The sequence below is a fragment of the Embleya sp. NPDC055664 genome (genome assembly GCF_053618075.1).
Genome location: NZ_JBSHGZ010000014.1, coordinates 207,465 through 225,590 on the forward strand (window position 1 = coordinate 207,465; position 18,126 = coordinate 225,590).

An 18,126-nucleotide genomic window follows, 5' to 3' on the forward strand; every position below is an offset into this window, starting at 1 on the left:
GGCCGGCGCCGGGCCGTGACGGCGCCGTTCGGGTCGGCCCTCAGCGGCCGATCCCGTTGTCCCGCCAGAAGTCGACCAGCTCCAGGAACGTCGGGTCGGTGACCACCTTGGCCAGTTGCTCGTTGCCGACCGCCGGCGCCGTATTGGTCTTCACGTCGGCGAACAGCGCGAGCATGACGTCGGCCCCGCGGTAGCTGAACACGGCCGTCGGCACGGGCGGGCTCATCACCGTGCCCGCGCGCGCCGCGGATCGGCTCGTGATCGAGATCGCCGTGCCGTCGGGCAGCTTGGCGTCGGTGCAGGAGACCTCCGTGGTCTTGCTCTGACGCAGCACGGCGGTCTCGGCGCACGTGCCGTTCACCGACGAGGGCGGCGCCGCCCCGCCTGTGTCGGCCCCGCCGGCCGGGGTGGGCGCGATGCTCGCGGGGCCGCCGCCGGACACGTCGACGCGGAACGTGATGTCGTACGTCTTGTCGCCCGACACCAGTCGATAGCTCTGCGCGCCGTTGTCCGGAATCCGCATCTCGCCCACGTCGGGCGGCAGCAGTCTGGTCAGCACGTCGGCGGCCTTCTGCTTGAACGCGTACCGGAGTTCGGTCTCCTCCCTGGTCAGTCGCGGCCTCGGCCCGGACTCGCCCGTCTGCTCGACGTGCACCGTCGGATATGCCTTGGTCGGCACGGCGAGCGGCTGACCCGTCGGCCAGTTCGCCGGGGCCAACGGCAGTTCCCCGCCGCTTCGCGAGGCGCCCGCCCGGGCGGTGTCCTTCCCGGCCAACGGCCCGAGCAGCAGGGTCGGCGCGGCGACGGCCGCCACCGCGCCGACCACCACCGCGCTCAGCACCGCCCGCGAACGCACCCGGCGGCGGCGCCCGTCCCGGATCGCGTCGGCCACCAGGTCCGGCAGCGGGGGCAGTTCGACCGTGGCCCGGTCCATCACCATGCGCAGATCCCGACCCGTGTGCTCTTCGTACCCGTCGTCGTGCATGACACCGCCTCAGCTTTCCGTCGCGTACAGGTGGAGGTCTCCGAGTTCGGCCCGGAGCTTGGCCATCGAACGGGCGCACTGGCTCTTCACGTTGCCGGTGCTGCAGCGCAGGAGGGCGGCGACGTTGTCCACGCTCAGGTCTTCCCAGTAGCGCAGGATGACCATCACGCGCGGCTTGGGCGGCAGCGTCGCCAGTGCGGCGAGCAGGGTCAGTCGCAGGTCCGGGTGCCGCGCGGACGGCGGTCCCGCGGCCCCGAGTTCGTGCGCCGCGTACTCGCGTCGGCGACCGCGCTGCTCACTCAGGAACGTGCGGCTGAGCACGGTCTTCGCGTACGCGTCCAGGTTCTCCGCCCGGCTCGCCCGCTTCCAGTGCTGGAACAGCTTGGCCAGCGTGGTCTGGGCCAGGTCCTGCGCCCGATCCGCGTCGCCGCACAGCAGGTACGCGGTGCGATAGAGCTGATGTTGGCGCGCCCGCGCGTACTCCTCGAAATCTCGCCGTCCGGCTGTCGGCATCTCGGCCCCCTTCGGTTCACCCCGTTCAGAGCGGCCGAGGGGCGAAAGGGTTGCACCCGAGGACGAACCGATCCGCACACGCGTCGGGCCCGACCGAAGTCGGGCCCGGAAATGGAGACTCGCCCCGGCGGTCGCCAGGCCCTGTCCGGCGGATCTTGGCCTAGGCGATGCGGGCGTTGTCCGCCCAGTCGTCGGGGAGTTGCGGCAGCGGCCAGGCCGGGTCGGGACGCCAGTTCTCCCATCCCTGGTCGAACGGGGCGCCCCACGCCTCGATCGCCGCGACGGCGGCCCGGCCCTCGGCCTCGATCGCCTCGACCTGGCGATCGGTGAGCCGGCCCGCCTCGCGGGAGGCGGCGAGTTCGTCCTCGTCCTTGTACTCCCAGCGGCGATCCGGGGTGACCCACACGTCCAGCACGTGGTCCTCGGTGTCCACGCCGCCCGCCCAACGGGTGCGCGGGCGTTCGAGGTTGACGTACCAGCCGGAGAACCGCCAGCCGGGCTGCCAGAACAGCCAGACCGACCACGGCTCGCCCGGCCGGGCCAGCATCAACACGCCGGTCCCGTGCCACTCGACGACCGAGGGGATCCGGCCGAGCCTGAATCTGCGTTCGATCGGCGCGGTCCGGATGTCCGATCCGTCCGGCAACATCGGCTTGACCCGTGAGGTACCGCCGGCGAGCCAGACCGCGAGTTGGTCCGGCTCGTCGCGAACCACGGTCACCGGCCGACAGTCCAGGACCTGGCCTCCGCGCAGATAACGCCAGAGCACCTGGTCGCCGGAAGACCAGGTACCGGCCGCGGAACGGGGATCCTCGAAGTGCTCGTGCATGCGCAGGATGTTAGACATGAGCTTGGTGTACCCAGCGCCCGTGACACCTGACCGTGAGTCATGTTACGGGTGCGCCATCATGCGAAGAACATCCGGGTACGGTCGCCGCCGCATCATCGCCCCCGTCGCCCCGCCCCCGGCACCGCGAAGTCAGCTTTCCGCCGCGCGGAGCAACTGGCTGTGTTGTTGTCCTACTTCGAGCGCGCGGCGGCGGCCTGCCGGGAGTCCGACGGTGAACTGTCGACGCGCACAACCGCCGGCCGCGAACCGCGCGGGTGACCCCGCTCGCGGCCGGCGTCGCGCGCCGACTACCGGGCGGTCACGGCCGAGTCATCCCCAACACGTCCAGCGCCGTGTCGAGTTCGGCCTCGGTGAGGCGGCCGGCCGCGATGTGGCCGCGTTCGATGACCACCTGGCGGATCGTCTTGCGTTCGGCCAGCGACTGCTTGGCGATCTTCGCCGCCTCCTCGTAGCCCAGGAAGCGGTTCAGCGGCGTGACCACCGACGGGGAGGACTCGGCGTATTCGCGCATCCGCTCGACGTCGGCCTCGATGCCGGCCACCGTACGATCCGCCAGCACCCGCGTGACGTTGGCCAGGAGGCGGATCGATTCGAGCAGGTTGCGGGCGATCACCGGCAACATCACGTTGAGTTCGAAGTTGCCCGCCGCGCCGCCGAAGGCCACCGCCGCGTCGTTGCCGATCACCTGCGCGACGACCTGGCCGACCGCCTCCGGGATCACCGGGTTGACCTTGCCCGGCATGATCGAGCTGCCCGGCTGCAGGTCCGGCAGCCGGATCTCGGCCAGACCCGTGCGCGGCCCCGAGCCCATCCAGCGCAGGTCGTTGACGATCTTGTTCAGGCCGACCGCGACGGTGCGCAACTGGCCGGACAGTTCGACCAGTCCGTCCCGCGCGCCCTGTGCCTCGAAGTGGTCGCGCGCCTCGACGAACGGCAGCCCGGTGGCCGCCGCGATCTCCGCGATCACCCGGGCCGAGAAGCCGGGCGGGGTGTTGATCCCGGTGCCCACCGCGGTGCCGCCCAGCGGCAGTTCGACCACGCGCGGCAGCGTCGCGTGCAGTCGTTCCACGCCATAGCGCACCTGCGCCGCGTAGCCGCCGAACTCCTGCCCCAGGGTCACGGGCGTGGCGTCCATCAGGTGGGTGCGGCCGGACTTCACCACGTCGGCGAACTCGGTCGCCTTCGACTCCAGGGAGGACGCGAGGTGGTCGAGCGAGGGGATCAGCCGGTGGGTGACCGCGAGCGCCGCCGCGATGTGGATCGAGGAGGGGAAGACGTCGTTGGACGACTGGGACGCGTTGACGTGGTCGTTGGGATGTACGTCCCGGCCCAGTCGCTCCGTCGCCAAAGTGGCCAGGACCTCGTTCATGTTCATGTTCGACGAGGTGCCGGACCCGGTCTGGAACACGTCCACCGGGAACTGGTCCGCCCAGCGACCGCCGACCACCTCGACCGCGGCCTGCTCGATCGCCTCCGCCGTCTCCTTGTCCAGCACGCCCAGTTCGGCGTTCACCCGGGCCGCCGCGCCCTTGATCCGGGCCAGGGCCTCCACGTGCGCCGGTTCCAGGTGCTGCCCGGAGATCGGGAAGTTCGCCACCGCGCGCTGGGTCTGCGCCCGCCACTTGGCGGCGGCCGGCACCCGGACCTCCCCCATCGAGTCGTGCTCGACGCGGAACTCGCCGGACGGGTCCGCACCCGGACCCGCGGCCGGCTCTGCGGTGGGCTCCGCGCTCGCTGCTGCCTCGGACATCGCTGTGGCCTCCTAGAAAGCGTTCCCTGGCGACAACGGCTTCTCGGCCCGGCCTGTTCCTGCGGGCCGGCGCCGGGCCGGGCCGGACCGTCGGGCCCGGCCCGGGCGCTCGGGAGTGGTCCCGGGCGGTCCCGAACCGGCTAGCCGATCAGCAACACGTGCAGCGTCCGCGGCCCGTGCACCCCCGCCACCCGCTCCAGTTCGATGTCGCTGGTCGCCGACGGGCCGGAGATCCAGGTCTGCGGGCGGCGCGGGTCGAGCCGGCCCACCGCCTCCGGCACGGTGCCCACGACCTGGTCGGCGCGCACCACGCACAGGTGGTAGTCCGGCAGCAGGGTGAGCACCCGGCGGCCCTGGTCGAGGCCGGTGTCCAGGACGATCGTGCCGGTCTCGGCGACGGCGAGCGCGCACCCGGTGACCACCGCGTCGATCGCGCCGATCTCGTCCCGGCTCAGCTCGGGCGTGTCCACCACCAACTCCGCGCCGAGCCGACTCAGCCAGGCCAGCTTGTTCCCGCGCGGCACCACCAGGCGGGTGACCCCGGCCTGGCGCAGCAGATCGCTCGCGCCGAGCAGCAGGTCCCGGGTGTCGTGTACGCGCAGCACGGTCGCGTCGTAGTCGGCCAGCCGCGCGGCGAACCGGGCGACCGGGTCGAGGCCCGCCGGGCGCTCGCGCCGATACGCCCGGCGTACCGGCGGCGGCTTGGGCCGGTCGTCGAGGGCGGCGCGGAGCCGGTCCAGGACCACCGTCCGCGCCTCGCGGTCCGCCTCGTAGCGCTCCACCGTCACAGCTCCCGACCCCCTTCGGTGCGCTTGTACCAGGACCGGAACGACTCCGCCGGGGGCGCCGGCGCGTCCCGGTCGGCGAACCACGCGCCGACCGGCCCGGACATGCGCTTCGGCAGCGGGACCCGACCGATCACGCCGTGGCGCACGAAGTGCGCGCCGACCCCGGCCACATGTTGGGCGAAGCCGATCCGCCACGGCTTCTCGAACGTCCACCGCAGCGTCTTCATCCCGGCGTCCTCGCCCCGGTCGTGCGGCCCGCGCCCGCCGTCCACAACCTGTGCACGAAGGTGCACCAGCACCTCGGGGATGTCGATCCGCACCGGGCACGCGTCGAAGCACGCCCCGCACAGCGTCGACGCGAACGGCAACGACGCGGTTTGCGCGTCCACCGGATGCCGGGCGATGCCGCGCAGTTGCGGCGTCAGGATCGCGCCGATCGGCCCGGGGTACACCGACCCGTACGCATGCCCGCCGGTGCGCTCGTACACCGGGCACACGTTCAGACAGGCCGCACACCGGATGCAGCGCAGCGCCTGGCGGCCCACCGGGTCGGACAACACGTCGGAGCGGCCGTTGTCGAGCAGGATCAGATGGAACTCCCGCGGCCCGTCCCCGGGGGTGACCCCCGTCCACATCGACGTGTAGGGGTTCATCCGCTCCCCGGTGGCACTGCGCGGGAGCAGTTGCAGGAACACCTCCAGGTCGCCCCACGTGGGCAGCAGCTTCTCCACGCCCAGGACGGTGATCAGCGTCTCGGGCAGGGTCAGACACATGCGCCCGTTGCCCTCCGACTCGACCACGCACACCGTGCCGGTGTCGGCGATGGCGAAGTTGGCGCCGGAGACCGCGACCTTCGCGCGCAGGAACTTCTGCCGCAGGTGCAGCCGCGCCGCGGCGGCGAGCGCGGCCGGCTCGTCGCTGAGCCGTTCGGGTGCCGGCCGGCCCACGCGGCCCATCTCGCGGATGAAGATCTCTCGGATCTGTGCCCGGTTGCGGTGGATCGCCGGCACCACGATGTGCGACGGCAGGTCGTCGCCGAGCTGCACGATCAGCTGCGCGAGGTCGGTCTCCCACGCGTGGATCCCGGCCGCGGCCAGCGCGTTGTTCAGCCCGATCTCCTCGGTGGCCATGGACTTGACCTTGACCACCTCGTCCACACCCTTGGCCCGGACGATGTCGACCACGATCGTGTTCGCCTCGGCCGCGTCCCGGGCCCAGTGCACCACGCCCCCGGCCGCGCGTACCGCCGCCTCCAGGTGTTCCAGGAGGCCGGGCAGCCGGGCCAGCACGTCGTCCTTGATCGCCTCGCCGGCGCGGCGCAGCAGCTCCCAGTCGGGCAGCTCCGCGACCACCGCGTCGCGCTTGGCCCGGATGGTGTGCGTGGCCGCCCGCAGATTGGCCCGCTGGACGGGGTTCGCCAGCTCGGCCTCGGCCGCCTCGGGGAAGGGCGGCATGCCGACGAAGGTGGGTTCCCTGTGTACCGCCGCGGTCATCGTGTCGCCTCCGGTCCCGGGGCGTGCCCCACGACGAGGCCCGACGCGTCGGGCAGGCCCGGTCGGTACACCGGCACGTCCGGCAGCGCGTCGGTGCGGGCCAGGATGTCCGCCAGGTGCAGTACCCGGATGCCCGCGTGTTGTCGGGAGATCAGTCCGCCGATGTGGGTCAGGCACGAGTTGTCCCCGGCGCACACCACCTGCGCGCCGGATTCCAGCGCGGCGGTCACCTTGTCGCCGCCCATCGCCGCCGACGTCGGCGCGTTCTTCACCGCGAACGTACCGCCGAAGCCGCAACATTCGTCGGCGCGCGGCAGGTCGACCAGGGTCAGCCCGCGCACCGCGCGCAGCAGCCGGGTCGGTCGATCGCCCACCCGCAACATGCGCAGCGAATGGCAGGTGGGGTGGTACGCGACGCTGTGCGGGAAGTAGGCGCCCACGTCGGTCACCCCGAGCACGTCGACCAGGAACTCGCTGAGTTCGTACACCTTCGGCGCGACCCGCGCGACGGCCTCCGGCAGCGTGCCGCCGGCCGTGCGGGCCACCGTGGCGTGATACTCGCGCACCATCGCGGTACACGACCCGGACGGCACGATCACCGCGTCGTAGCCCTCGAACGCCTCGACGAAGGACCGGACCAGCGGTACCGCGTCGCGCCGGTAGCCGGAGTTGAAGTGCATCTGGCCGCAGCACACCTGGCCGTACGGGAACTCCACCTCGTGTCCGAGGCGCCGCAGCACCCGGACCACGGACGCGCCGGTCTGGGGGAACAGCGTGTCGTTGAAGCACGTGATGAAAAGGGCAAGACGCACGATTTACCTCCGCGATCGACTGTACGGACGTCCCGTGGCGCCCGCCCGGCCAGACCCGCCGGGCGCGTCCGGTCGTGTGACGGGGGCCGCGGCGGGGCGTTGGGATCGGGGCCGGTCTCCGACCTGCGTGGTTGCCACGTAGGGTCTGCGCATGAGCCTCCGGACGGCATTCGGCCGCCCCTTCGCCGCCGTGCGCACGCGACTGACCACGCGTCGGTCGCGGGTCGTGGCCGGTGTCCTCGCCCTCGTGGTGGTCGTGATCGCGGTCCTCGGGGTCGGCGTGCTCGTCGGGGACGACGCCGCGACGCCGGTACGCGCCACCGAACAGCGTGTGGACGTGGCCGCGGGGCCGGGCGATTTGGCCCGGATCGGCATCGACACCACGCTGTTCGTGCCGCCCGGTGTGCGGGGGCCCGCGCCCGCGGTGCTGCTCGCGCACGGATTCGGCGGCAGCAAGGCCGAGTTGCGCCGGGACGCGGAGTCGCTGGCCCGTTCGGGGTATGTGGTGCTGACCTATTCGGCGCGGGGCTTCGGCGGCTCGGCGGGGCAGATCATGCTGGACCAGCCGGACTACGAGGTGGCCGACGCGCGGGCGCTGATCGACTGGCTGGCCGCGCGGCCCGAGGTGCGTCTGGACGGTCCCGGCGATCCGCGGGTGGGCGTGGCGGGCGCCTCGTACGGCGGCGCGCTCTCGCTGCTTACCGCCGCCTACGACCCGCGCGTGGACGCCATCGCGCCGCAGATCACCTGGCACGACCTCGCCGACGCGCTGCTGCCGAACGCGGCGGGCGGCGGGCCGGACGAGGGTGTGTTCAAGAAGATGTGGGCCGGGTTGTTCTTCTCCTCCGGGACCAGCCCGCTGGGCGGGCTCGCGCCGATAGACGCGAAGACCGGGTGCGGTCGGTTCGACGACCGGGTCTGCGCGATCTACCGCGAGGTGGCGGTGTCGGGGAAGTCCACGCCGCAGGCGGTCGATCTGCTGCGGCGGGCCAGTCCGGTCTCGGTGGCGGACCGGATCGCGGTGCCGACGCTGCTGATCCAGGGCCAGAACGACTCGCTGTTCCCGCTCGACCAGGCGGACCGCAACGCGGCCGCGATCGCCCGCAACGGCGCGCCGGTGGAGATGGTGTGGACGGCGGGCGGGCACGACGGCGGGCGACCGCAGAGCGCGATGGTGCGCGACCGGGTCACGGGGTGGTTCGACCGGTGGCTCAAGCCGAGCGGGCCCGCGCCCAAGGCCGGTGCGCCGGCCGCCGCCGGGTCGTTCCGGGTGACCCGCTCCGGCGGGGTGGACAGTGCGACCCGGGAGCAGCGGCTGCGGATCGCCGACACCGACCACTACCCGGGCCTGGGCGGGACCCGGCAGCGTGAGGTGACGCTCGCGGGGCCGGAGCAGACCGTGGCCAATCCGCCGGGGGGCGCGCCGACGTCGGTGTCCGGGCTGCCAGGGCTCGGCCTGTTGGCCGGCTCGGGTGGGCCGGCCGCGCTGGCCGCCGGCGCGGGCGACCTCGGCGGGATCGCCTTCGACCTCCCCGGGCAGAGCGCGTTCTTCCAGAGCGACCGGATCGATCGGAGCGTGCACATCACCGGTTCGCCGACCGCGCGGGTGCGGGTCTCGGGCGCCGACGACATCGTGTTGTTCGCGAAGTTGTACGACATCGCGCCGGGTGGGGCGAGTGTGCTGCCGCATCAGTTGGCCGCGCCGATCCGGGTGAGCGGGGCGCAGGGCGGGCGGGACGTGGAGATCCGGCTGCCGGCGATCGACCACGAGGTGGACTCGGGCCACCGGTTGCGGCTCGTGTTGACCGCGACCGACCTGGGGTTCGCGTCGCCGAACTCGCCCGCGAGCTACCGGGTCGCGCCGGCGGGGCCGCTGACGCTGCCGTCGGTGCCGGGGTTGCACGTGGGCTCGACCGGCTACCCCTGGTGGACGTGGGGCCTGCCGCTGATCGCGGTCGTGGTCGCGGCGGCCCTGCTGCTCACCGGGCGGCGCCGGGCGGCGGCGACCGCGCCGGATCCGGATCTGGCCGACGTCCCGCTGCAGATCCGCGGCCTGACCAAGCGGTACAAGGGCGGCAAGCTCGCCGTCGACGACCTGTCCTTCGGGGTCGAGGCGGGCCAGGTGCTCGGTCTGCTCGGCCCCAACGGCGCGGGCAAGACCACCACGCTGCGGATGTTGATGGGCCTGATCCTGCCGGACGACGGCGAGATAAGGATCTTCGGCCGAGTGGTCGGGCCCGGCGCGCCGGTGTTGTCCCGGCTCGGCTCGTTCGTCGAAGGCCCGGGTTTCCTGCCGCACCTGTCCGGGCGGGAGAACCTGTCGCTGTACTGGCGCGCCACCGGCCGGCCGCACGAGGACGCGCACTTCGACGAGGCGCTGGAGATCGCCGGGCTCGGCGAGGCGCTGGACCGTAACGTACGCACCTACTCGCAGGGCATGCGCCAGCGGCTGGCCATCGCCCAGGCCATGCTCGGCCTGCCGGACCTGCTGGTGTTGGACGAGCCGACCAACGGGCTCGACCCGCCGCAGATCCGGGCGATGCGCGACGTGCTGATCGGCTACGCGGCCACCGGTCGCACCGTGGTGGTCTCCAGCCACCTGCTGGCCGAGGTCGAACAGACCTGTACGCACGTCGTGGTGATGCACCGGGGCCGGCTGATCGCGTCCGGTCCGGTCGGCGAGATCGTCGGCAACGGCAACACGCTGGTGATCGGAACACCCGTACCGGACCTGGCGATCGCGACCCTGAAGGACCTGCCGGGCGTCGGCTCGGTGGAGCCCGAGGAGGGCGGCGTACTCGTGCACCTGGCGGGCGCGCAGACCTCCGCCCTGGTGGCCGAACTCGTCGGCGCCGGCGTCGCGGTGGACCGGGTGACCGCGCGCCGCCGGTTGGAAGACGCGTTCCTGACGCTCATTGGGGAGTCCTGATGACCCGTACGCTCCCCGAGTTGCCGACCGACGAGGGCGCGCACCCGATCCCGGGCGCGGCACACGCGCACGGCTATCGCCCCCGGCACACGTTGCCGATCCGGGTCGAGACGGTGCGCCAATTCCGACGCCGGCGCACGCTGTTCATGATCGGGCTGCTGCTCGCGCTGCCGTGGATCCTGGTCGCCGCGTTCAAGATCGGCGGCGATCCGTCGGCGGACTCGGTGCCCACGCTGGTGGACGTCGCGACCAGGAGTGCGCTGAACTTCACCGCGTTCACCCTGTTCGTCTCGACCGGGTTCCTGCTGGTGGTGGCGGTCGCGCTGTTCTGCGGCGACACCGTGGCCGGCGAGGCGAGTTGGTCCTCGCTGCGGTATCTGCTGGCCGCTCCCGTGCCGCGTGCCCGGCTGTTGTGGGTCAAGCTCGTGGTGGCGCTCGGCTACAGCGTGCTGGCCCTGGTGTTGCTCCCGCTGATGGCGATGATCGCGGGTGCGATCGCCTTCGGATGGGGGCCGTTGGACCTGCCGGTGGGGGCGTCGCTGCCCACGGGCGAGGCGCTGGGGCGGATGTCGGTGGTGGTCGCGTACGGCGTGGTGGCGCAACTGGTGGTGATGGGCATCGCGTTCTGGCTGTCCACGGTCACCGACGCCCCGCTGGGCGCGGTGGGCGGCGCGGTCGGCCTGGTGGTGGTCTCCAACATCGTGGACGCGGTGACGGCGCTCGGGTCGTGGCGGGACTACCTGCCCACGCACTGGCAGTTCGCGTGGGTCGACGTCCTCCAGACCGACCCGCAGTGGGACGGCATGATCAAGGGCTCGGCGGTGTCGGTCTCGTACGCGGTGGTCTTCCTGGCCCTGGCGTTCCGCCACTTCGGCCGCAAGGACATCGTCTCGTGAGCCCCGACGCGGCCCCGGTGATCACGGGCGCCGAGCCGGGGTCGTTCGCGCGGTCGGTGCTCGCGGAGCGGCATCCGGCGTTGCTGGGGCGGGTGTCGGCGGCGTTCCCGTGGCCGCCGGAGCGCCGGCGTGCGCTGGACGACCTGCTCGGCGAGGTCTCCGGCGGGGGCTCCGGCGGGGTGATCGCGCCGCTGCCGGCGGATGCGCCCGATGCCGGTGAGTGGGGCTCCCATGTAGGGCGTTCGTGGTTCGAGGTGCCGTTTTTGTGGGCGGAGAGCTACTTCTACCGTCGGCTGCTCGCGGCCACCGGCTACTTCGAACCCGGTCCGTGGCAGGGGGTCGACCCCTTCGGGCCGTTCAAGCGGGACGAGTTGCGCGGCGCGGTGGTGGACGAGGAGTTGGCGGCGCTCGACGACGTCGGGGCATCGTCGGGTGATGCGCTCCTGCGGGGCGCGCTGTGGGGCAATCGGGCGGACCTGGGCTTTCGGATGTCCGCGTCGGGAGGCGATCCGGCGGCTTCGCACCTGGTCGCGGACGACAGCGCCCGGTTGTGGTCGCGGCTCCCGGTCGACGGCGCGGCCGAGGTGCACCTGATCGCGGACAACGCCGGGCGCGAATTGATCCCGGACCTGGTACTGCTCGACCACCTGCTGCACACGGGCCGGGCCGCGCGGGCCGTGCTCCACCTCAAGCCGTACCCGTACTTCGTCTCCGACGCGGTCACGGCCGACTTCCTGGCCGCGCTGGACCGGTTGCGTGCCGCGCCGGGGCGGGCCGCCGCCGTCGGCGCCCGCCTGTGGTCGGCGCTGTCCGCAGGCCGGCTCGGGGTGGGTGTCCACCCGTTCTTCTGCGCCCCGTCGCCCTACGAGGCAATGCCCGACGACCTGCGCCGGGACCTGTCGACGGCGACGCTGACGATCCTCAAGGGCGACCTCAACTACCGCCGCCTGGTGGGCGATCACCACTGGCCCCCCACCACCCCCTTCGCCGACCGCGTCACCCACTTCCCGAGCCCGGTGGCCGCCCTGCGCACCCTCAAGTCCGACGTGGTGATCGGTCTCACCACACCGACCCTGACTACCCTCGAAGCAGCCACCACCCCATGGCGCACCACCGGCACCCACGCCCTGATCCAGGTGAGCCCGTAGGGGGCCGCTTCCTCACAAGGGCGTGGTTCCTCACGCGTGCCGCGTGGCCTGGCTCGTGGCGTTCTCCGGGGTCCGAAACGCTCGGCGGTATGCGCCCGGGGTGGTGCCCACCCTGGTGCGGAAGCGGCGGCGAAGGTTGACCGCGGAGGTGAGGCCGACTCGGGTGGCGATGGCCTCGATCGGCAGGTCCGTCTCCTCCAGCAGGGTGCGGGCCGCGGCCACGCGGCGGGACAGGAGCCAGGCGCCGGGGCTGGTGCCGAGGCGGTCGGCGAAGCGTCTGGCCAGCGTGCGGGGCGAGACGCCGAGGTGGGCGGCCAGGTCGTGCACGGTCAGTGGGGTGCCGACGCGCTCGTCCGCCCACGCGAACAGGTCGTCGAGGCCGTCCTCGGGCGCCGGCGCCAACCGCACCCGGCCGTCCTCGCGATGCGGTGGCAGCACCATGTCCCGCGCGAGGAGGGCGGCGTGCGCGGCTCCGTGGTCGCGCCGGACCAGGTGCAGGCACAGATCGAGGCCCGCGCCCGCGCCGGCGCTGGTGGCGACGTCGCCGTGGTCCACGTACAGCCGGTCCGGCTCCACCCGCACCCGGGGGAACTCCCGGCGCAACTGCTCGGCGCGCGCCCGGTGCGTGGTGGCCGAGCGGCCGTCCAGGAGCCCGGTGCGGGCCAGCGCGAACACCCCCGAGCAGATGCTCACCAGCCGGGCCCCACGCGCGTGCGCTCGCAGCAACGCGCGGCGCACGTCGGCGGAAAGCGGCGTCTCCACCGGCAACCACCCCGGCACGATCACGGTGTCGGCACGGTCGAGCGCCGCCAGGTCCCGCGGCACGTGCATCGTGTATCCGCCGGTGGTCGGCACCGGCCCCGGCGTCTCGGTGCACGTTTCGAACGTGTAGTGCCGCGGCACCCCGGCCCGCTCGGTACCGAAGACCTCGACCGCGCAGCCGAGTTCGAACGTCGACTGCACCGGCCGCACCAGGGCCACCACACGATGCATGGCAGGAACGTACCCCATGGTGTCCGCTCGGACCCTGTCCCGCCGCGGCCCACCCACGGCACCGTGAAGGGCATGCATCCCGAGATCCTCGCCCAGCCGGGCTACGTGTCCGCGTCCGTCGACGAAGCCCCGATCCACACGCTCTTCCCCGGGGTTCGGTTCCGCCCGCTGTGGAAGGCGCCGACCGGTGCGCACGCCGGCGTGTTGGAGATGGACCCGAACTCCGCCTGGCCCCGCCGCGACGTACACGAGCCCGGCCCGGAGGAGGTCTACGTGGTCGCCGGCACCTTCAACGACGGCGCACGCGACTACCCGGCCGGCACCTTCCTGCACGCCCCCGCCGGGTCGTGGCACCTCCCCTCGACCACCACCGGCTGCACGCTGTTCCTCTTCTACCCGGCGGGCTAGACGGGCCGGGCGCCCGCCCGCGTGCCAGGCGGGCAGGCGCCCGGGTCGGCCACATTCCGTGACCGACCCGGCCCATCCATCCATTCGGTCGCGAAGCGCTCCGGCCACCCACGGCCACCCCCGACCACCCCCGTCCCGCCCGCTCGGCACCCGGGCGGGACGCCCTCCGAAATAGGCTGATTCGGCACTCGCGCGAGTGACGCGTATGCTCCTTCCGGCCCCCTCCACCAGCCATCGAACATCCGCGCGCGTGGATTGAGCCGGCCGTTTGCCACCTCCCCCGCACTGATAAGTGATCACGATCAATAGATGAAGCGTTGCTTATTTCATCTATCAATTTGGCTGTGACATCGTGATCCACGTACGTCCGACCGGGGTGGTGAACCTGCCTCCCCGGCCCCCTTGCGGAGGAGATCCAGTGCTTACTGTCGGTAACCAGTTCCCCGAGTACGACCTCACCGGCGTCGTGTCGCTGGAGGCGGACAAGGCCTTCGAGCAGATCACCAACAAGTCGTACGACGGCAAGTGGCGTGTGGTGTTCTTCTGGCCGAAGGACTTCACGTTCGTGTGCCCGACCGAGATCGCCGCGTTCGGCCGCCTCAACGAGGACTTCCAGGACCGTGACGCGCAGCTGCTCGGCGTGTCCGTGGACTCCGAGTTCGTGCACCTGGCCTGGCGCAAGGACCACCCGGACCTGACCGACCTGCCGTTCCCGATGTTGTCCGACCTCAAGCGCGAGCTGTCCTCGGCCGCCGGCGTGCTCAACGCCGACGGTGTCGCCGACCGCGCGGTCTTCATCATCGACCCGAACAACGAGATCCAGTTCGTGATGGTCACCGCCGGCTCGGTGGGCCGCAACCCCGACGAGGTCCTGCGGGTCCTCGACGCGCTGCAGACCGACGAGCTGTGCCCGTGCAACTGGCAGAAGGGCGGCGAGACCCTCGACGCCGCCAAGCTGATGGACGCCTGATCCATGGGTCTCGACGTCCTGAAGGCCGCACTGCCCGAATACGCCAAGGACCTCAAGCTCAACCTGGGCTCGGTCGTCGGCAACTCCAAGCTCCAGGAGCAGACGCTCTGGGGCACGGTGTTGGTGTCCGCCATCGCCACGCGCAGCCCGAAGGTGCTCGCCGAGCTGGAGCCCGAGGCCAAGAGCCGGCTGTCCGAGGAGGCGTACAACGCCGCCAAGGCCGCCGCCGCGGTGATGGCGATGAACAACATCTACTACCGGTCGATGCACCTCATCGGCGACCCGGAGTACAGCAACCTGCGGGCCGGGCTGCGGATGAACATCATGGCCAACCCGGGTGCCCCGAAGGCCGACTTCGAACTGTGGTCGCTCGCCGTCTCGGCGATCAACGGCTGCGGTCGGTGCCTGGAGTCGCACGAGCAGGTCCTGCGCAAGGAGAACATGCCGCGCGAGACGATCCAGGAGGCGATCAAGATCGCCGCCGTGATCCACGCGGTCGGCGTGACGCTGGAGTCCGAGCAGGGCTGACCCGCCGGAGTCCGGGCAGGGCCGAGCACGCCCCAAGCCCGAACACCCGTGCACAGCACGCGAGAACGACGCCGGAGAGCCCGTCCCCACCCGGGGGCGGGCTCTCCGGCGTCGCGCCGCTCATCACCCCCGACCACCCCTCACCGCCCCGCGCGCGACCATCCCACCGGCCGGGACCGAATCGTCCACCGCACCCGAACCGCCCCGCGCACCCAGGTCGCCCGCCACCACCGGGCCGTCCACCGCAGCCGCGCCGACACCGGCCGCGCACCCGTCCCGATCCCCACCCTCACGACGCCGCCATCCCCGCCAACGCGACCTCCCGATACAGCCCGACCGCGTCCCGCACGCCCATCCCCCGATAGATCCGGCTCCCGGTCGAGATCGCCGTGCGCAGCACCCGCTGGGTGAACACCGGGTCCAGGTCCGGGTGGAAGTCGCCCGAGCGGATGCCGGCGACCAGTGCCCGGGTCCACGTCTCGGAGACCTTGGCGCGCTGCGCGGACAGCCGGCTCGCGGGCAGTTCGTCGCCGCGCACCTCGTTTATCGCCAGCACCGTCGACACGCCGTGGCACGCATGCGCCTCCACGGTGTGTCCGATCAGACCGGCCAGTCGCTGGACCGGTTCCGGCCGATCCGCGGCGTCCTTGTCGAAGGCGGTGCGCAGATCGCCGAGGAATTCGCCGAGGAGTTCGCCGAGCAACTGCTCCTTGGAGCCGATGTGATGGGCGAGGCTGCCGACCGGGACACCGGCCAGATCGGCGATCCGGCGCACCGTGGTGCCCGCGTACCCGTCCTGTTCGAAGAGCAGGTTGGAGGCGATCCGGATCCGGGTGCGCGCGTCGGTGCGGCGCGGCACCCGGGCCATGCGCCGCTCGGCCTCGACCCGCACGTCGTCGCCGGAGCCGATCCGGCGCAGCGTGGGCATCGTGTGGCGGGCCGGTCCGAGCAGGGTGCAGATGCGCTGCGACGCGTAGCGTCCGGGCCGGACGATGCCGCGCACGAACACGTCGACGAGCCGACCGGCGGCGGCGTCGGGGTCGTAGCGCCCGCTCGGGCGGTACCACTGGGCCATTCCCCACACCGCCGACTGGAGCATCAGCGACAGCAGTACGGGATGCAGGTCGCGGCGCAGGCTGCCCTCCTCGACGCCGCGCCGCAACACCCGTCCCCACAGCGCGGATGCCTCGACAGTGCGATCGGACAGCCACACGAAACTGTCACTCCCGGAGAGCCGGCGCGACTCGCCGACCACCACGATCGCCGCGTCGGGGCTGTTGCCGATCACTTCGAGGCTGTCCCGCAACAGCCCGCGCAGGGTTTCGACAGGGGCGTCGCCGCGCTCGACGGTGGCGCGCTGCCGGCTCATGATGTCGGCGAAGAAGGAGTCGAGCACCTCGAGCAACATCGCTTCCTTGGACGGGAAGTGGTGGTACAGGCTGCCCGAGAGCATGTCGGCGGACTCGGCGATCTGACGAACCGTCGTGGCACCGTAGCCGCGCTTGGCGAACAGCGCGCAGGCGTGTCTGATGATCTCCGCGCGTCGATCCGCTCGCGGCTTGATGTGACGCTCCGCACCCGCTCGATCGCTCAACACGAGGCAAGCGTAGTACGCCTGGGATTCCCATGCGGAGTCTCACGTTCCGGTAGTCCCCGCCCGCCCCATCCGCCCCATCATCGACCACTTCGCCTCCCCCGCCGAACTCGTCCGACGCTCCCATATCCTTGACTTAGTCATACACCTGGTGCAGGGTGAGATAAGGCTGGTCGGCTCGGGCCGGCAACCCGTCGCCACCGTGGCCCGGCCCCCGGGACCGGCCACTCAGGACTCGCTAGGAGCGACCCATGGGCAACCCCGTCATCGTCGAAGCCGTGCGCACTCCGATCGGCAAGCGCAACGGCCGGCTCGCCGGGCTGCACCCGGTGCAGCTGCTCGCGGCCGTACAGCGCGGACTGATCGAGCGGGCCGGGATCGACCCCGAGCTGATCGACCAGGTGATCGGCGGCTGCGTCACCCAGGCCGGCGAGCAGTCCGGCGACATCGTCAAGCATGCCTGGCTCTACGCCGGACTGCCGCACCGCACCGGCGGCACCACGATCGACTGCCAGTGCGGATCGGCCCAGCAGTCCGTGCACCTGATCGCCGGGCTGATCGCGACCGGCGCCATCGATGCGGGAGTTGCATGCGGCATCGAGTCGATGAGCCGCAACCCGCTCGGCCACACCGCCAAACCCGGCCAGAAGTCGAAGCCGGAGGACTGGGCGATCGACCTGCCCGACCAGTTCACCGCCGCCGAGCGGATCGCCCGCAACCGGGGCATCACCCGCGCCGACGTGGACGCGCTCGGCGTGCGCTCACAGGCCAACGCCAAACGCGCCTGGGACGAGGGCCGCTTCACCTCACAGGTGGTCCCGGTCCAGGCCCCGATCCTGGACGCCGAGGGCAACCCCACCGGTGAGACCGCCGTGGTCGACCGCGACCAGGGCCTGCGCGACACCACGATCGAGAGCCTGACCCGGCTCAAGCCGGTCCTGCCCGACGGCATCCACACCGCGGGCAACTCGTCGCAGATCTCCGACGGCGCCGCGGCACTGCTGATCATGGACGAGGACCGGGCCCGCGCGCTGGGCCTGCGCCCGCGCGCGCGGATCGTCGCGCAGGCGATGGTCGGCGCCGACCCGCACTACCACCTCGACGGCCCGAACGACGCGACCGAGCGGCTGTTCGCCCGCTCGGGGATGACCATGTCCGACATCGACCTGTTCGAGGTCAACGAGGCATTTGCGTCCGTCGTGCTGTCCTGGGCCCAGGTGCAAAAGGCCGACCTGGACAAGGTCAACGTCAACGGCGGCGCGATCGCGCTCGGCCACCCGGTCGGCTCCACCGGTGGCCGACTGCTGACCACCGCGCTGTACGAACTCGAACGCACCGACAAGCAGTTCGCGCTGGTGACGATGTGCGCCGGCGGCGCCAATGCATCGGGCACCATCATCGAACGCATCTGAGACACCCGTCGCCCACGACCGAGCCCCGCGCGCCGAAAGGCGGGCGGGGCTCGGTCG

The 18,126-nt window shown here is 72.1% G+C and carries 16 protein-coding genes; 7 read left to right on the plus strand and 9 right to left on the minus strand.

The genetic code is table 11. From position 1 onward, the window contains the following. Window positions 1-40: 40 nt before the first annotated feature. The 7 genes from ACWGR4_RS23740 to ACWGR4_RS23770 form a co-directional block, all read right to left on the minus strand. Window positions 41-985 (minus strand): hypothetical protein, encoded by a 945-nt coding sequence (locus tag ACWGR4_RS23740; protein ID WP_452132758.1) that lies wholly within the window; start codon window positions 983-985, stop codon window positions 41-43. A gap of 9 nt (window positions 986-994) precedes the next feature. Further along, window positions 995-1,498 (minus strand): SigE family RNA polymerase sigma factor, encoded by a 504-nt coding sequence (locus ACWGR4_RS23745; RefSeq protein WP_379999645.1) that lies wholly within the window; start codon window positions 1,496-1,498, stop codon window positions 995-997. A 160-nt stretch (window positions 1,499-1,658) separates the two neighbouring features. Then, window positions 1,659-2,345 (minus strand): DUF402 domain-containing protein, encoded by a 687-nt coding sequence (locus ACWGR4_RS23750; protein ID WP_379999643.1) that lies wholly within the window; start codon window positions 2,343-2,345, stop codon window positions 1,659-1,661. A gap of 301 nt (window positions 2,346-2,646) precedes the next feature. Next, window positions 2,647-4,098: a class II fumarate hydratase gene (locus tag ACWGR4_RS23755; protein ID WP_452132759.1), complete on the minus strand. Its 1,452-nt coding sequence runs from the start codon at window positions 4,096-4,098 to the stop codon at window positions 2,647-2,649. A gap of 140 nt (window positions 4,099-4,238) precedes the next feature. Then, window positions 4,239-4,880 carry a LutC/YkgG family protein gene (locus ACWGR4_RS23760; protein ID WP_379999612.1) on the minus strand — a complete coding sequence of 214 codons (642 nt, stop codon included), beginning with the start codon at window positions 4,878-4,880 and terminating at the stop codon, window positions 4,239-4,241. Between the two features lie 2 nt (window positions 4,881-4,882). Continuing rightward, complete coding sequence (locus ACWGR4_RS23765) at window positions 4,883-6,379, minus strand: lactate utilization protein B (RefSeq protein WP_452132760.1); 1,497 nt, start codon at window positions 6,377-6,379, stop codon at window positions 4,883-4,885. Further along, complete coding sequence (locus ACWGR4_RS23770; RefSeq protein ID WP_379999617.1) at window positions 6,376-7,191, minus strand: (Fe-S)-binding protein; 816 nt, start codon at window positions 7,189-7,191, stop codon at window positions 6,376-6,378. The genes ACWGR4_RS23765 and ACWGR4_RS23770 overlap by 4 nt, the downstream gene beginning before the upstream one ends. A gap of 151 nt (window positions 7,192-7,342) precedes the next feature. Between ACWGR4_RS23770 and ACWGR4_RS23775 the strand changes: the two genes are divergently transcribed. The 3 genes from ACWGR4_RS23775 to ACWGR4_RS23785 are packed head-to-tail and all read left to right on the plus strand — an operon-like array spanning window position 7,343 to window position 12,164. Continuing rightward, window positions 7,343-10,120, plus strand: a complete 2,778-nt coding sequence (locus ACWGR4_RS23775; RefSeq protein WP_452132761.1) for a CocE/NonD family hydrolase — start codon at window positions 7,343-7,345, stop codon at window positions 10,118-10,120. Next, window positions 10,120-11,016, plus strand: a complete 897-nt coding sequence (locus ACWGR4_RS23780; RefSeq protein ID WP_452132762.1) for an ABC transporter permease — start codon at window positions 10,120-10,122, stop codon at window positions 11,014-11,016. Before ACWGR4_RS23775 ends, ACWGR4_RS23780 begins: the two co-directional genes overlap by 1 nt. Continuing rightward, window positions 11,013-12,164, plus strand: coding sequence for a damage-control phosphatase ARMT1 family protein (locus tag ACWGR4_RS23785; protein WP_452132763.1), 1,152 nt, complete (start codon window positions 11,013-11,015; stop codon window positions 12,162-12,164). Before ACWGR4_RS23780 ends, ACWGR4_RS23785 begins: the two co-directional genes overlap by 4 nt. 30 nt (window positions 12,165-12,194) lie before the next feature. On the opposite strand, the gene ACWGR4_RS23790 is transcribed toward ACWGR4_RS23785, so the two are convergent. Continuing rightward, window positions 12,195-13,157 (minus strand): GlxA family transcriptional regulator, encoded by a 963-nt coding sequence (locus ACWGR4_RS23790; RefSeq protein WP_452132764.1) that lies wholly within the window; start codon window positions 13,155-13,157, stop codon window positions 12,195-12,197. A 72-nt stretch (window positions 13,158-13,229) separates the two neighbouring features. On the opposite strand from ACWGR4_RS23790, the gene ACWGR4_RS23795 reads away from it, so the two are divergent. The 3 genes from ACWGR4_RS23795 to ACWGR4_RS23805 all read left to right on the plus strand — a co-directional run bounded on the left by ACWGR4_RS23795 (window position 13,230) and on the right by ACWGR4_RS23805 (window position 15,063). Further along, window positions 13,230-13,565, plus strand: coding sequence for a cupin domain-containing protein (locus ACWGR4_RS23795; protein WP_452132765.1), 336 nt, complete (start codon window positions 13,230-13,232; stop codon window positions 13,563-13,565). A gap of 418 nt (window positions 13,566-13,983) precedes the next feature. Further along, complete coding sequence (locus ACWGR4_RS23800; RefSeq protein ID WP_078976832.1) at window positions 13,984-14,535, plus strand: peroxiredoxin; 552 nt, start codon at window positions 13,984-13,986, stop codon at window positions 14,533-14,535. A gap of 3 nt (window positions 14,536-14,538) precedes the next feature. Then, window positions 14,539-15,063, plus strand: coding sequence for a carboxymuconolactone decarboxylase family protein (locus ACWGR4_RS23805; protein WP_379999604.1), 525 nt, complete (start codon window positions 14,539-14,541; stop codon window positions 15,061-15,063). Between the two features lie 289 nt (window positions 15,064-15,352). On the opposite strand, the gene ACWGR4_RS23810 is transcribed toward ACWGR4_RS23805, so the two are convergent. Beyond that, window positions 15,353-16,660, minus strand: coding sequence for a TetR/AcrR family transcriptional regulator (locus tag ACWGR4_RS23810; RefSeq protein WP_379999602.1), 1,308 nt, complete (start codon window positions 16,658-16,660; stop codon window positions 15,353-15,355). Window positions 16,661-16,908: 248 nt separating this feature from the next. Between ACWGR4_RS23810 and ACWGR4_RS23815 the strand changes: the two genes are divergently transcribed. Next, window positions 16,909-18,069: a steroid 3-ketoacyl-CoA thiolase gene (locus ACWGR4_RS23815; protein ID WP_379999600.1), complete on the plus strand. Its 1,161-nt coding sequence runs from the start codon at window positions 16,909-16,911 to the stop codon at window positions 18,067-18,069. Window positions 18,070-18,126: the final 57 nt, after the last annotated feature.